Origin of the sequence: Streptococcus sp. HMSC064H09 (assembly GCF_001812625.1) — a bacterium.
Lineage (GTDB): Bacteria > Bacillota > Bacilli > Lactobacillales > Streptococcaceae > Streptococcus.
In genome coordinates this window covers 23,058-37,757 of sequence record NZ_KV809580.1, presented here as the reverse complement: position 1 = coordinate 37,757, position 14,700 = coordinate 23,058, and the positions used below count along the sequence as shown (strand labels likewise).

The following is a 14,700-nucleotide window of genomic DNA, read 5'->3' as shown; positions in this document are numbered from 1 at the left end:
GTTCCAGCTTGCTCTAGAAGAGGGATTTTAGAAGGTCTTTGAAAGTCATATTTAATCATCTTTCCTTGGCAATGTGGGCATGGTGGTGCAGGGTAATCCAGTTTTGCATGAATTTCGATATGAGTATCAGTTTCAAAAACAAGAGAAATAATGATGTTAGGGTCTTTAATTCCGATTAATTCTGTGGTATTCTTAATAGGTCTCATAAGTTCTTCCTAATGGTAGTTTCGTCGCTTTTCATTATAGTTCTTATGGGACTTTTTGTGTATACTCAAAAAGCTCTATAATCTCTACAGTGGTTTTACCCACTACAGAAATTATAGAGCCGTAATCAGATAAGATCAGCTTTGGCTGGTCTTTTTTTAACCATTTGTAGGCTAAAACTCTCCATTAATGATTTCTTGTAGCTTAATTTACGAACTTTTATTCTAAACGTTTCGGACGGGCTAGTTGGGTTTTGTGGCTCTTTAATTTAGGGATGATTGTTGCTATAATTAGTTCAAGCATAGGAGGATGAATCATGATTGGACCTGTGGAAATGGGTGCTTTGTTGAAAAAAATTCGTTTATCAAAGAATTTGACATTGAAAGAACTTGCTAGTGATTATTTATCAGTATCTTTCTTATCAAAATTTGAACGTGGAGAATCTGATATCTCATTATCTAGATTTTTTCTTTTGTTAGATAAATTGGATGTCAGTATTGAAGAGTTCTATGGTATTTTATCTCAAGATAATCCGACTCATACTGAAAAGTTATTAGAAAGTGCTAGTAAGGCTTATTATCAAAACGATAGTTTATCGTTACAGAAGTACGCTGGAGAAGAGCGTCGTAAATTTGAGCTCACACAAGACAAATCATTTCTCTATAACAGTATTATGCTAGAATCTTTTTTGGCAAGTGTTTCAAATAAAGAGGTTGATGAAAATAAGGTAAGGGAATTAACAGACTATCTTTTTAGCATTGAACAATGGGGAAAAAGAGAGTTAATCATATTAGGAAATAGTATGTCGTTTATTTCCACCCAGACACTTAATGTTTTGACCAAGGAGATTGTGTATAGAACTAGACTTTTTGGAAATAGCGACTCAAATCAAAGAATCCGAATTAGTCTTCTTATTAATGCAGCTTATGAATTTTTACGACGTGATGAACTAGATTCAGCGAAATACTATTTAGATTTAGTCAATGATAGTGGAATTCCTGAGGTCCTCTTATATGAAAGACATGAGTTGATATTTGTAATGGGGTCTTACTTGATAAAGTCGGGTGAAGTTGCTGAAGGGAGAAATCTAATTGAGGGGTGTTTAGAAACTCTTAGGACTTTAGGTGCGGAAAAGTTATTGCTTGCTAAGGAATCAGAGTATCAAGAGTTGTTAAATTCCACTATATGACAATTTTATAGAGTGAGTTAAAAAATAGAATAAACTAAGACCATAGTACGACATCACTATGGTTTTTAATTTTCAATGGATATATGGTATTCCAATGTCTTCAATTTATCCAACTGATTATATACCAAGGTGATTTAGATTGTGAGGAAATCTATGAGAACCTATATTCTTAAATACAAGTATGACAATTTAGTTCATATCCTACTGTTAGCACTGAATGCTGCTATTTTCGTGAGTGCCTCGGTAACCTTAGCTTTAATGACGAATCAGCTGGTATCTAAGCGAATCCAATCTTTTTTAGCTCTCTTAGGTCTAGAGGTAGGTCTTTACATTATTTATTTAGTTTTGAATTATATTATTGCGGTACATCAAACAAAATTAATCCAAAAAATGACTTTGTCTATTCGTCAGTCTTATCTTAGTAAAATTATTCACCATTCTTTTAGTGAATTTAGAAAGAGTGATATTGGAGAGCATCTCTCAGTATTAAATAATGATATCCAATTGATTGAATCAAATGGCTTTTCAAGTATTTATACTCTTTGTTCAACAGTATTCACCACTTTGTTTTCAATTATCGCCTTATTAAGTTATGATGTAAGGATTGTTCTGCTAGCCATTTTTTTAACTTTGTGTCTGACTTATCTTCCCAAACCATTTACCAATAAAATGCAGAAATCAATGGAGATATTTTCCAAAGCGAATGAGGAGCTTGTTTCTGGAATAAGCGATCAGTTATATGGATATGCGGATGTTTATTACGCTAGTCGTAAACAGATATTTCTTAGACAAGTGAGGTCCATTGTTGAGAAATATATTGTACAAAAAATTATTTTTACAAAAAGAAAGACTAGCACTGAGACGCTGATGGCTTTATTTTCAGTTATCGCCCAGATGTTGATACTTCTTCTAACTGGCTTGTTAATTATTTTTGGAAATATTACTGTTGGAACCATTACCTCAGTAGGACAGATATCAGGTAATATTTTTAACTCTCTATCCACCATTAATCAGCTGCAAGTGACCATTAAGTCTGTCAATCCTATCTTAAAAAAATTTCACGATTTTCCAGAGGGTCCAAAGACTTGTATAGCGACTATTCAGGATGTTCGCTTTGAGAATGTAAGTTATCATTTTGGAGATAAGGCTATTTTTGAGGGATTCACCCAAACCTTTAAAAAAGGAGGCAAGTATGCTATTACTGGATGCTCAGGTAGTGGGAAGTCAACCCTGCTTAATATATTCCTAGGTAATCTTAAAGATTACGAGGGAAAAATCTTGTTTGGAAAATTGGAGTCAAAAGAGATTGATGAGAACTCAATCGTGTCTGAATGTGCCTATGTTGGGAGTCAAACTCATATCTATAATGATACCTTGAGGAACAATCTAACCCTTTGGAATGAAGCTATTACTGATACACAAATCAAGAAAGTTCTTGAAAGAGTTAATCTTTTATCTTTCTTAAACCGTATAGATGAGCAAGTAAGCGACGGTAGCTTTTCGGAGGGCCAAAAACAAAGAATAGGCCTGATAAGAGCATTTTTAAAAGGAAGTTCTGTTGTGATTTTTGATGAAGCTACTGCAAATCTTGACCATAATAATGCTACTCGTATTGAGCACCTATTATTAAGTGATCCTAATATCACTTATATCACGGTTACCCACCATCTTATAAAGGAAAATGAACCATATTTTGATAAGATTATTCGTTTGGGAGAGGGGACTGAGTAAATGTTTCATATGATAGATGCTTAGGATTTATTTCAATTTTACTAACGGCAGTCAAAGTGCTATAATGTAAGGGATTGTGAATTTAGCAAGCTTTGCTATTTTCAAAAAAGAAAAAACAAATCAGAGATACAAATCTCTTAGAAGAGGTGAATCCCATGGGACGTAAATGGGCTAATATCGTTGCTAAGAAAACTGCTAAAGATGGTGCAAACTCTAAGGTTTACGCTAAGTTTGGTGTCGAAATTTATGTGGCTGCTAAACAAGGTGAACCAGATCCAGAATCAAACTCAGCTTTGAAATTCGTTTTGGAGCGTGCTAAACAAGCGCAAGTGCCAAAACACGTTATTGATAAGGCCATTGATAAGGCTAAAGGTAACACTGATGAAACTTTCGTTGAAGGACGTTATGAAGGCTTTGGACCAAATGGTTCTATGATTATCGTAGATACTTTGACTTCAAACGTTAACCGTACAGCTGCTAACGTACGTACTGCCTTTGGTAAAAACGGTGGTAACATGGGTGCTTCAGGTTCTGTTTCATACATGTTTGATAAAAAAGGTGTTATCGTATTTGCAGGTGAAGATGCAGATGCTATCTTTGAACAATTGCTTGAAGCAGATGTAGAAGTTGAAGATGTAGAAGCAGAAGATGGTACTATCACTGTTTATACTGAGCCAACAGATCTTCACAAAGCTTTGGAAGCTCTCCGTGCTAACGGACAAGAAGAGTTCCAAGTGACTGAACTTGAAATGATTCCACAAACTGAGGTTACTCTTGAAGGTGAAGACCTTGAAGTTTTCGAAGGACTTATTGATGCGCTTGAAGCAGACGATGATGTTCAAAAGGTATATCACAACGTAGCAGATATGTAATCTCATTCAACACTTTCCTTACGATGGAAAGTGTTTTTATGTGGTCTGTCTAAGGATTTGTCTTGCTTGTCCTGACTTAATCTGATATAGTAGTAGCCAAGTGAATTATTGGAGGAATACGAAATATGAATATGATGCTAGTTTTGGCCATTTATGTGGTCGCAATTGTTGCTTATGTGGCTTTCAGCCGTCGTCGCCAAGCAAAGGCACAGGAAGATCGTTTTGCAGGTCTTGCTAAGGGTGCTGAGGTTGAAACAATCGGTGGTTTGATTGCTATTGTCGATGAGATTGACAAAGAAAATAACCGTATTGTTTTGGATGCAGAAGGTGTCTTCTTGACCTTTGATTTGAGTCGTTCAATCATGAAAGTGATCACACCAGCACCAACTACAGAAACAGCAGAAACAACTGAAAAGACAATTATCGAAGAAGATTCAGCAATTGAGTCTGCTGATGAAAACTAAGATGTGTATTTGAGACTAGGTTAAATCCTGGTCTTTTTGCGTTTTCTAATCTTATCGGTATTAAAAGCTGTTCAGAACCCCTGAAAATGTGGTAAAATAAAGGGTAAACTATATTTAGAGGATATTCCATGTTTAAATTTAGAAAAAAATCTCATCAAGAGGTTCTAGACAATATTCCCAACCATATCGGTATTATTATGGATGGAAATGGCCGTTGGGCTAAAAAACGTCTACAACCACGTGTGATGGGGCATAAGGCTGGGATGGATGCCTTGCAAAAGGTAACTATCGAAGCGTCACAACTTGGAGTTAAGGTATTGACAGTATATGCCTTCTCAACTGAAAACTGGTCACGCCCACAAGATGAAGTGAAATTCATCATGAATTTACCAGTTGAATTTTTTAACAAGTATGTACCAGAATTAGACAAAAACAATGTTCGTATTTTGACAATCGGAGATAACAGTCGTCTGCCTAAGGAAACCTTAGATGCTCTTGAAAAGGCAGTTGAGCAGACAAAACATAATTCCGGTTTGGTTCTCAACTTTGCACTGAACTATGGTGGTCGTGCGGAGATTGTATCTGCAGTTCAAGCGATTGCTAAAGAGGTTGAAGCAGGCAAACTCAGTCCTGAAGCTATTGATGAAGATCTCATTGCTAAGCATTTGATGACAGATAAATTGCCTTACCTCTACCGTGATCCAGATTTGATTATCCGTACGAGTGGCGAGCTTCGTCTTAGTAATTTCTTGCCTTGGCAATCTGCCTATAGTGAGTTTTACTTCACAGATGTTTTCTGGCCAGACTTTGACCAACAAGGGCTACGTCAAGCCATCTCTGACTACAATAAACGTCACCGTCGCTTCGGTGGTGTCTAGAAAGGACCTCTCATGCAAGAACGTTTAATTGGTGGGGGTGTGGCAGCAGCCATTTTCCTCCCATTGCTCTTTATCGGTGGTCTTCCTTTCCAACTTTTGGTTGGAGCCATGGCCATGGTTGCAGTGTCTGAGATGCTTCGCATGAAGCACTTGGAGATTTTCTCTATCGAGGGTATTTTATCAATGGTGGCAGCTTTTATCTTGGCTGTGCCGATTGATCAGTATTTTATCAGTCTTCCAACAAATGCTAGTGTGACAGGTTTCGCTGTTATTTCATTTTTGATTCTAGCGGGGACTGTCCTTAATAGCGACCATTATTCTTTTGATGATGCAGCTTATCCAATCGCATCTGCCTTTTATGTTGGTTTTGGTTTCCAAAATCTCATTGCGGCACGTTTGGATAGTTGGGAAAAAGTTCTCTTTGCCCTTTTTATTATTTGGGCAACAGATATTGGAGCTTACCTTTTTGGTCGTCAATTTGGTCAGAATAAGCTATTGCCAAAAGTATCACCAAATAAGACTATTGAGGGTAGTGTCGGTGGTATCTTATCCGCAATCATTGTGGCTCTTATCTTTGGTTTGATTAACCACGGCGTTTATGCCCCTCATAACTTCTTCTGGTTGCTTATCTGTACGATTCTCTTTAGTATCTTTGGTCAATTTGGTGATTTGGTTGAATCAGCTATTAAACGTCACTTTGGCGTTAAAGACTCAGGCAATCTCATTCCTGGACACGGTGGTGTTTTGGACCGTTGCGATAGCTGGATCTTCGTTTTCCCAATCATGCACTTCCTAGGACTTTTTTAAGAGTGGAGGTGTCTAGATGAAAGCTATTATTACCTTTTTACTGATTTTCTGTGTGATTGTCGTCTTCCATGAGTTTGGTCATTTCTTTTTCGCCAAACGCTCAGGAATTTTGGTTCGTGAATTTGCCATTGGTATGGGACCGAAAATTTTTGCACATACAGGTAAGGATGGTACCGTTTATACTATCCGTATCCTCCCTTTGGGTGGTTATGTCCGTATGGCTGGTTGGGGTGAAGATACAACTGAGATTAAAACAGGTAGCCCTGCCAGTCTAACGATTGGATCAGATGGTAAGGTAAGACGTATCAACCTTTCGGATCGCCAGGTTGACCAGACGGCTTTGCCTATGAACGTCACTGCCTATGATTTGGAAAATAAGTTAACCATTACAGGCCTAGTCCTAGATGAGACCAAGACCTATGAGGTTGACCATGATGCCACTATCGTTGAGGAGGATGGTACAGAACTTCGTATCGCTCCTAAGGATGTCCAATATCAAAATGCTAGCATTTGGGGACGCTTAATTACCAACTTTGCTGGTCCTATGAATAACTTCATTCTTGGGGTGCTTGTCTTTATTATCTTAGCCTTTGTTCAAGGTGGTGTTCAAGATATATCGACCAACCGTATCCAGGTAGCCGATGGAGGCGCTGCTCAGGTGGCAGGATTGAAAAATGGTGATGCCATCGAGGCTATCAATAAGGACAAGGTTACTGATTGGGACAGCTTGAAGGAAGCATTGACAGAGAATACCCAAAAATTCTCCAAAGGTGACAGCCTTTCTGTGACAGTTAAGAGAAGTAACGGTCAGGAAGAAACAATCTCTGTTAAACCTCAGGAGAACCAAGGTAGCTATTTTTTGGGTGTTTCTCCTGCTTTAAAAACAAGTCTTAAAGATAAGATTTTTGGTGGTTTCCAAATGGCTTGGGAAGGGGCCTTCAAAATTCTCGTAGCACTTAAGGGGCTTATCACCAACTTTAGTTTGAATAAACTTGGTGGACCGGTTGCTATGTTCCAGATGTCTGCCCAGGCTTCAGAAAATGGCTTGATTTCCATTCTTAACCTTATGGGGATGCTCTCAATTAACTTGGGAATTTTCAATCTTATCCCAATTCCAGCCCTTGACGGTGGAAAAATTGTTATGAATATTATTGAAGCCATTCGTCGTAAACCACTTAATCAAGAAATTGAAAGCTATATTACACTTGCAGGTGTTGCTATCATGGTTGTTCTTATGATTGCAGTCACTTGGAATGATATTATGCGTGCTTTCTTTTAATTAGAAACAAAGAAACGAAAGGAAGTCTAAGGGACTTGAGCCAAGGGCCAGCCTCCTTAGTATGTAAATGATGAAACAAAGTAAAATGTTGATTCCAACACTTCGTGAAATGCCAAGTGATGCTCAAGTTATCAGTCATGCCCTTATGGTACGTGCGGGTTACGTGCGTCAGGTTTCTGCTGGTATTTATGCTTATATGCCATTGGCAAATCGTGCTATCGAGAAATTCAAAACCATCATGCGTGAGGAGTTTGAAAAAATCGGTGCGGTTGAAATGTTGGCGCCAGCGCTTTTGACAGCAGATTTGTGGCGTGAGTCAGGCCGTTATGAAACTTACGGTGAAGACCTTTATAAACTTAAAAACCGTGATAAATCTGACTTTATCCTCGGTCCAACTCACGAAGAAACGTTTACAGCTTTGGTTCGTGATGCGGTTAAATCATACAAACAATTGCCACTTAATCTCTACCAAATCCAATCAAAATACCGTGATGAAAAACGTCCTCGTAACGGTCTTCTTCGTACACGTGAATTTATCATGAAGGATGCTTATAGTTTCCACCAAAACTATGAAGATTTGGATGTCACTTATGAAGACTACCGTAAAGCTTATGAGGCTATCTTTACACGTGCTGGCCTTGAATTTAAGGGTATCATCGGTGATGGTGGTGCCATGGGTGGTAAGGATTCTCAAGAATTTATGGCGGTTACTCCTGAGCGTACAGATTTCAACCGTTGGGTAGTTCTTGACAAGTCAATTGCTTCATTGGATGAGATTCCAGAAGATGTCATGGAAGAAATCAAGAAAGAATTGACATCATGGTTGGTATCTGGTGAAGACACAATTGCTTACTCTACAGAGTCAAGCTATGCAGCTAACCTTGAGATGGCAACAAACGCCTACACACCAGCGACCAAGGTTGTGACTCAAGAAGAAGTGACTCGAGTTGAAACACCAGATTGCAAGTCAATTGATGAAGTTGCTGCTTTCTTGAATGTTCCAGAAGAACAAACCATCAAGACTTTGCTTTTCATTGCTGATGATGAACCAGTGGTGGCCCTTCTTGTCGGTAATGATCAGGTTAACGATGTGAAGTTGAAAAACTACCTTGCTGCTGATTTCCTTGAACCAGCTACAGAAGATGAAGCACGTCAAGTCTTTGGCGCTAACTTCGGTTCTCTTGGTCCAGTTAACCTTCCTGAAAATGTTCGTATCGTTGCGGACCGTAAGGTTCAAGACGTGGCTAATGCGGTCGTTGGAGCCAATGAAGATGGTTACCACTTGACAGGGGTTAACCCAGAGCGCGACTTCAAGGCAGAATATGTGGATATTCGTGAAGTTAAAGAGGGTGAAATTTCACCAGACGGTCAAGGTGTCCTTCAGTTTGCGCGTGGTATCGAGATTGGCCATATCTTTAAACTTGGTACACGTTACTCTGAAAGTATGGGTGCTAATGTTCTTGATGAAAATGGCCGTGCTGTTCCAATCATTATGGGATGTTACGGTATCGGTGTTAGCCGTATCTTGTCAGCTGTAATCGAACAACATGCACGTCTCTTTGTTAACAAGACACCAAAAGGTCAATACCGCTATGCATGGGGAATTAACTTCCCTAAAGAATTGGCTCCGTATGATGTTCACTTGATTACAGTTAACACTAAAGATGAGGAAGCCAATGCTTTGACAGAACGTTTGGAAGCTGCTCTTATGGCTGAAGGCTATGATGTCTTGACAGATGATCGTAATGAGCGTGTTGGTTCTAAATTCTCTGACAGTGACCTTATCGGACTTCCAATTCGTGTGACAGTTGGTAAAAAAGCCAGCGAAGGTGTTGTCGAAGTTAAAATCAAGGCAACTGGTGATACTATTGAAGTTAATGCCGATAACTTGATTGAGACACTTGCTATCTTAACAACAGAACAAGATGCTTAATATAAAAAAATCTTTTCTTGCAAGAGCAGGAAGAGATTTTTCTTTTGCAGTGACAATGATAAATTGAGAGAAAAGAGAGTAAATTCCAATTTGACAGAATTGTCTAAATAGTGTAAACTTAAAACTATCATAACTACGGAGGCATCACATGCTTAACAAAGCGACCCATTTGGGAAATCTTAAAGCTTTTTATTACTTTAGTTTCTTTAGATAGGACGTTTGTGTTTCAGGATACAAGCGTCAGTCAGTTTGTATCTATGAAGCTAAAGCATTTTGTGATGGATTAGCCGATTAGATGAATAGGTCTAACCGGTGACATAAGCTAGCCTGTGCTAGTCAAGATGCATAAAACCAGTTGGGCCTGTCCTAACTGTTTTTTTTCATACCGTGGTCTATTTTTAATTTTCATTTGACTCTATCGTCTCGGAAAAAAGATGAAAGAAAATTGGAAATAGATAGAATAAAAAATAGAGGTATACAAGATGAAGAAATTCTTGGTCAGTATGATGGCTGTTATTACAGCTGTCCTCTTGGTAGCATGTTCCAATGCTTCTAATAAAAATCTGGTTCACGTCGGTGTGCTCCAATATGTGGAACATCCTTCCTTGTCAGCGACACGTAAAGGGTTCATTGAAGAACTCAAAGAGGAAGGTTATGTCGACGGTAAGAACATCAAAATCGATTATCAGAATGCACAAGGAGATCAGTCTAACTTGCAGACGATTTCTCAGTCGCTTATTGAAGATAATGATGTCATGTTGGCTATCGCAACCCCAGCAGCCCAGTCTTTGAGTAGTTTGACAAAGGACAAGCCAATTCTCTTTACAGCTGTTACAGATCCAGTTTCAGCTAAATTGGTTAAGTCTATGGACAATGTTGGAGGAAATGTGACAGGGACAAGCGACATGTCACCAATCAACAAACAAGTCGAGTTGTTGAAAAAGGTCCTTCCAAACACTAAAAAAGTTGGGATTATGTACACGACCAGTGAGCGTAACTCAGAAGTTCAGGTTGAAGAAGCCAAGAAATACTTCAAGGAAGCTGGTATTGAAACGGTTATCAAAGGAATTTCATCAACCAATGATATCCAAGACACAGCCAAGAGCTTGATGAGTCAAACCGAAGTGATTTTCATCCCAACTGATAATACCATTGTTAGTGCTATTAATACCTTGGTAGATCTTTCTAAAGAGACTAAGGTTCCAGTTGTTGGTAGTGACGCTGGTAGTGTAGAAAAAGGTGTCCTATTCACTTACGGAACCAACTATGAAGCGCTTGGACGTCAAACAGGTAAGTTGGCAGGCCGTGTTCTCCGAGGTGAGAAGGTCAAGGATGTCGATGCAGAGTATCCTAAAACACTTAATGTTGTGGTAAACCATGACATGGCTAAAGAACTTGGTATTGATGTTTCTAGCATTAGTGACGAGGAATCTAAGGCATCAACACAAGATGACAAACCAATTGCTAAAAAAGATAAGGGTGTCATTAAGCTTAAGGTTAATAAGTCATCTAAAAAAGGATTTTCAAATGTGGTGCTAACAGCCATTTCTCAGGGACTTCTCTGGGCTATTATGGCTATTGGGGTCTTCATTACCTTCCGTATTTTGGACCTTGCTGATTTGACAGCTGAAGGGGCTTTCCCACTTGGTGCTGCTACGACAACTATCATGATTATCCGTGGAATCAACCCAATCTTTGCGACTTTAGGTGGTTTTGTGGCTGGTATGCTTGCTGGAGCTGTGTCTGGCTTTATGCATACGAAAATGAAGATACCAGCACTTTTAACAGGGATTATTACCTTAACGGGGCTCTATTCCGTTAACCTTTTGGTTCTTGGAAGTGCCAATGTCTCTCTATCAGGACATAATACGCTAGTAACTATGGTGACGGGGCTTGGTTTGTCTAAGCTGAATGGTGTGATTCTATTAGGACTGATTTTTGTTAGTCTGGTAGTGTTTATGTTGGTTGTCCTCCTTAATACGCAGGTTGGTCTGGCCCTTCGTGCGACAGGTGATAACCTTGCCATGGGTGAAGCCAATGGTATCAAGGTTGACCGTATGAAGATTCTTGGCTACATGATTTCCAATGGTTTGATTGCCCTATCAGGTGCCCTCCTAGCTCAAAACAATGGCTATGCGGATATGAATATGGGTACTGGTACAATCGTAAATGGCTTGGCTGCAATTATCTTGGCTGAGGTTATCGTCAAGTATCTACCACTTGGTAAACGCCTGTGGTCAATTGTTGTAGGAGCTGTTCTTTACCGTCTAGTCTTGGTTATTATCCTTGCCATGAACGTTGATGCTCAAATGTTGAAATTGGCTTCAGCCATCTTGCTTGCTGTCATCCTATATGTGCCAGAAGTACGACAAAAATTGAAAATCAAACCTAACAAATCCTTGACTTTAGGAGGTGACAAGTAATGGCTTTACTTAGTTTACAACAGATTCACAAGACCTTTGAAAAAGGCACAGTCAATGAAAATCACGTCCTTCGTGGTTTGGATCTCGACATTGAGCAGGGAGACTTTATCTCTGTTATTGGAGGAAATGGTGCTGGTAAATCAACCTTGATGAATTCAATCGCTGGTGTTCTTAGCATTGATGAAGGGGATATCTTGTTGGAGGGACAATCTATTAAGAAAGCATCTGTAGATGAGCGCTCTAAAGATATTAGCCGTGTTTTCCAAGATCCTCGAATGGGGACAGCGACAAACCTTTCTATTGAAGAAAATATGGCGATTGCCTATCGTCGAGGTAAGAAACGTAGCTTCTTTAAAAAGTCTATTACTGAAAGCGAGCGTCAAGTCTTCAAGGAAGCCTTGATAGATCTTGGTCTTGGGCTTGAAAATCGTATGAAGACCGATGCTAATTTCTTGTCAGGTGGACAACGTCAGGCCTTGACACTTGCTATGGCGACCTTGGTTCGTCCAAAGATTTTGCTTTTAGATGAACATACAGCTGCGCTAGATCCTAAGACAAGTGATATGGTTATGAATTTGACACGTAAGATTGTTGAAGAACAAGAGTTGACAACTCTTATGATTACCCATAATATGGAACATGCTATCGAATATGGGAACCGTCTGGTCATGCTCTATCATGGTAAAATTGTCGTCGATGTGCGAGGTGAGGAAAAGAAAAATCTCACTGTTGCAGAACTTATGGATCTCTTCCACAAAAATAGTGGACAAGTCCTCAATGACGATGCCTTGGTACTCGGTTAATAAGCAAAAAGAAACTATCCAAAGTTCAGATTTTGGGTAGTTTTTTCTTGACTATTTTTGACCAAGTGCTAAAATAAATATATAGATTAGCACTCTTGGTTAATGAGTGCTAAAAATAACGTTTCACACGTTACTAATAACAAATAACATTTGGAGGTAATCGGTATGGCATTGAAACCATTGGGCGATCGTATCGTTGTCCGTTTTGAAGAAACAGAAGAAAAAACAGCTAGTGGCTTTGTATTGGCAGGAGCCAGTCATGAAGCTACAAAGACTGCTGAGGTTTTAGCAGTAGGTGAAGGAATCCGAACTCTTACTGGTGAATTGATTGCACCTAGTGTTGCAGCAGGCGATAAAGTCCTTGTTGAAAATGGTGCAGGTGTCAATGTTAAAGACGGAGATGATTCCGTTTCAATTATCCGTGAAGCAGATATTTTAGCGGTCCTAGCTTAGGTCAATGCTAATCAGATATAAACTAAGATAAAGAAGGAGTAACTATGGCAAAAGATATTAAATTTTCATCAGATGCACGCGCAGCAATGGTTCGTGGTGTTGATACTTTGGCTGATACAGTTAAGGTAACGCTTGGCCCTAAAGGTCGTAACGTGGTTTTGGAAAAAGCTTTTGGTTCACCTCTTATCACTAATGATGGTGTAACAATTGCTAAAGAAATCGAACTCGAAGATTACTTTGAAAATATGGGTGCCAAACTGGTCAGCGAAGTGGCTTCAAAAACTAACGATATTGCCGGTGACGGAACAACTACAGCCACTGTTTTGACACAAGCTATTGTCCGTGAAGGTCTAAAAAATGTAACGGCTGGTGCTAATCCAATCGGTATCCGTCGTGGGATTGAAGCAGCTGTGGCTACAGCTGTGGAAGAGCTTAAAGCTATTGCTCAACCAGTTGCCAATAAGGAAGCAATTGCCCAAGTTGCAGCTGTTTCATCACGTTCTGAAAAAGTTGGTGAATACATTTCAGAAGCTATGGAACGTGTGGGTAATGACGGTGTTATCACTATTGAAGAGTCTCGTGGTATGGAGACAGAACTCGAAGTGGTTGAAGGTATGCAGTTTGACCGTGGTTATCTTTCTCAGTACATGGTTACTGATAATGAAAAAATGGTCGCTGACCTTGAAAATCCATTTATCCTTGTGACTGACAAGAAAATTTCAAATATTCAAGATGTCCTCCCACTCTTGGAAGAAGTGCTTAAGACCAGTCGTCCACTTTTGATTATTGCTGATGACGTGGATGGTGAAGCGCTTCCAACACTTGTTCTTAACAAGATTCGTGGAACTTTCAATGTTGTTGCTGTTAAGGCACCTGGCTTTGGTGACCGCCGTAAAGCGATGTTAGAAGACATTGCCGTATTGACTGGAGCAACTGTTATTACTGAGGATCTTGGTCTTGAGCTTAAGGATGCAACGATGGCAGCACTTGGTCAAGCTTCGAAAGTAACTGTGGATAAGGATAGCACAGTTATCGTTGAAGGTGCAGGAAGCGCAGAAGCGATTGCTAACCGTGTAAACCTCATCAAGTCTCAATTGGAAACAACAACATCTGAATTTGACCGTGAAAAACTTCAAGAGCGTTTGGCTAAATTGTCTGGTGGGGTTGCAGTTGTTAAGGTCGGTGCAGCCACTGAAACAGCTCTTAAAGAAATGAAACTTCGTATCGAAGATGCCCTTAATGCTACCCGTGCGGCTGTTGAAGAAGGTATCGTAGCAGGTGGTGGTACAGCCCTAGTTAACATCATTGCAAAGGTTGCTGAACTTGATCTTGAAGGTGACGACGCTACAGGACGTAATATTGTACTCCGTGCTTTGGAAGAGCCAGTTCGCCAAATTGCCTATAATGCTGGTTATGAAGGTTCAGTTATCATCGATAAATTGAAGAATAGCCCAGTTGGTACAGGCTTTAACGCTGCTAACGGTGAATGGGTAGATATGGTTGAAGCAGGAATCATTGACCCAGTTAAGGTCACACGTTCTGCTCTTCAAAATGCTGCTTCTGTAGCTAGTCTTATCTTGACAACCGAGGCAGTCGTTGCCAACAAGCCTGAACCAGAAGCTCCAGCAGCGCCAGCTATGGATCCAGGAATGATGGGTTACTAA

Annotated in this window: 12 protein-coding genes and 1 pseudogene; 12 read left to right on the top strand and 1 reads right to left on the bottom strand. The window is 39.6% G+C overall.

Annotated elements, in window-relative coordinates; genetic code table 11:
• Positions 1 to 206, bottom strand: a pseudogene (locus HMPREF2867_RS11560) (ISL3 family transposase); the annotation flags it as partial.
• Between the two features lie 314 nt (positions 207 to 520).
• Here HMPREF2867_RS11560 and HMPREF2867_RS05190 point away from each other — a divergent pair.
• From HMPREF2867_RS05190 to groL, 12 genes are all read left to right on the top strand, one after another.
• Entirely contained in the window at positions 521 to 1,393 is an 873-nt protein-coding gene (locus tag HMPREF2867_RS05190; protein ID WP_037600167.1) for a helix-turn-helix domain-containing protein, read from the top strand.
• Between the two features lie 153 nt (positions 1,394 to 1,546).
• Positions 1,547 to 3,124 carry an ATP-binding cassette domain-containing protein gene (locus tag HMPREF2867_RS05185; RefSeq protein WP_070576215.1) on the top strand — a complete coding sequence of 526 codons (1,578 nt, stop codon included), beginning with the start codon at positions 1,547 to 1,549 and terminating at the stop codon, positions 3,122 to 3,124.
• Between the two features lie 155 nt (positions 3,125 to 3,279).
• Positions 3,280 to 3,996 (top strand): YebC/PmpR family DNA-binding transcriptional regulator, encoded by a 717-nt coding sequence (locus HMPREF2867_RS05180; protein ID WP_002883635.1) that lies wholly within the window; start codon positions 3,280 to 3,282, stop codon positions 3,994 to 3,996.
• Positions 3,997 to 4,121: 125 nt separating this feature from the next.
• Positions 4,122 to 4,460 carry a preprotein translocase subunit YajC gene (locus HMPREF2867_RS05175; RefSeq protein WP_037610709.1) on the top strand — a complete coding sequence of 113 codons (339 nt, stop codon included), beginning with the start codon at positions 4,122 to 4,124 and terminating at the stop codon, positions 4,458 to 4,460.
• A gap of 128 nt (positions 4,461 to 4,588) precedes the next feature.
• Positions 4,589 to 5,338 carry an isoprenyl transferase gene (locus tag HMPREF2867_RS05170; protein WP_002886457.1) on the top strand — a complete coding sequence of 250 codons (750 nt, stop codon included), beginning with the start codon at positions 4,589 to 4,591 and terminating at the stop codon, positions 5,336 to 5,338.
• Between the two features lie 12 nt (positions 5,339 to 5,350).
• The gene (locus HMPREF2867_RS05165; protein WP_037610707.1) at positions 5,351 to 6,145 is read left to right on the top strand and encodes a phosphatidate cytidylyltransferase; all 795 of its coding nucleotides are present in this window, start codon (positions 5,351 to 5,353) and stop codon (positions 6,143 to 6,145) included.
• Between the two features lie 16 nt (positions 6,146 to 6,161).
• Positions 6,162 to 7,424, top strand: coding sequence for an RIP metalloprotease RseP (rseP, locus tag HMPREF2867_RS05160; protein WP_070576212.1), 1,263 nt, complete (start codon positions 6,162 to 6,164; stop codon positions 7,422 to 7,424).
• A 70-nt stretch (positions 7,425 to 7,494) separates the two neighbouring features.
• Positions 7,495 to 9,357 (top strand): proline--tRNA ligase, encoded by a 1,863-nt coding sequence (locus tag HMPREF2867_RS05155; RefSeq protein WP_141750994.1) that lies wholly within the window; start codon positions 7,495 to 7,497, stop codon positions 9,355 to 9,357.
• Between the two features lie 482 nt (positions 9,358 to 9,839).
• On the top strand, positions 9,840 to 11,780 hold the full coding sequence (locus tag HMPREF2867_RS05150) for an ABC transporter substrate binding protein (RefSeq protein WP_070576209.1): 1,941 nt from the start codon (positions 9,840 to 9,842) through the stop codon (positions 11,778 to 11,780).
• The gene (locus HMPREF2867_RS05145; protein ID WP_002889814.1) at positions 11,780 to 12,583 is read left to right on the top strand and encodes an ABC transporter ATP-binding protein; all 804 of its coding nucleotides are present in this window, start codon (positions 11,780 to 11,782) and stop codon (positions 12,581 to 12,583) included. The genes HMPREF2867_RS05150 and HMPREF2867_RS05145 overlap by 1 nt, the downstream gene beginning before the upstream one ends.
• Before the next feature lie 165 nt (positions 12,584 to 12,748).
• Positions 12,749 to 13,036 carry a co-chaperone GroES gene (gene groES / locus HMPREF2867_RS05140; RefSeq protein WP_002883604.1) on the top strand — a complete coding sequence of 96 codons (288 nt, stop codon included), beginning with the start codon at positions 12,749 to 12,751 and terminating at the stop codon, positions 13,034 to 13,036.
• 44 nt (positions 13,037 to 13,080) lie between these two features.
• Entirely contained in the window at positions 13,081 to 14,700 is a 1,620-nt protein-coding gene (gene groL, locus HMPREF2867_RS05135; RefSeq protein WP_070576206.1) for a chaperonin GroEL, read from the top strand.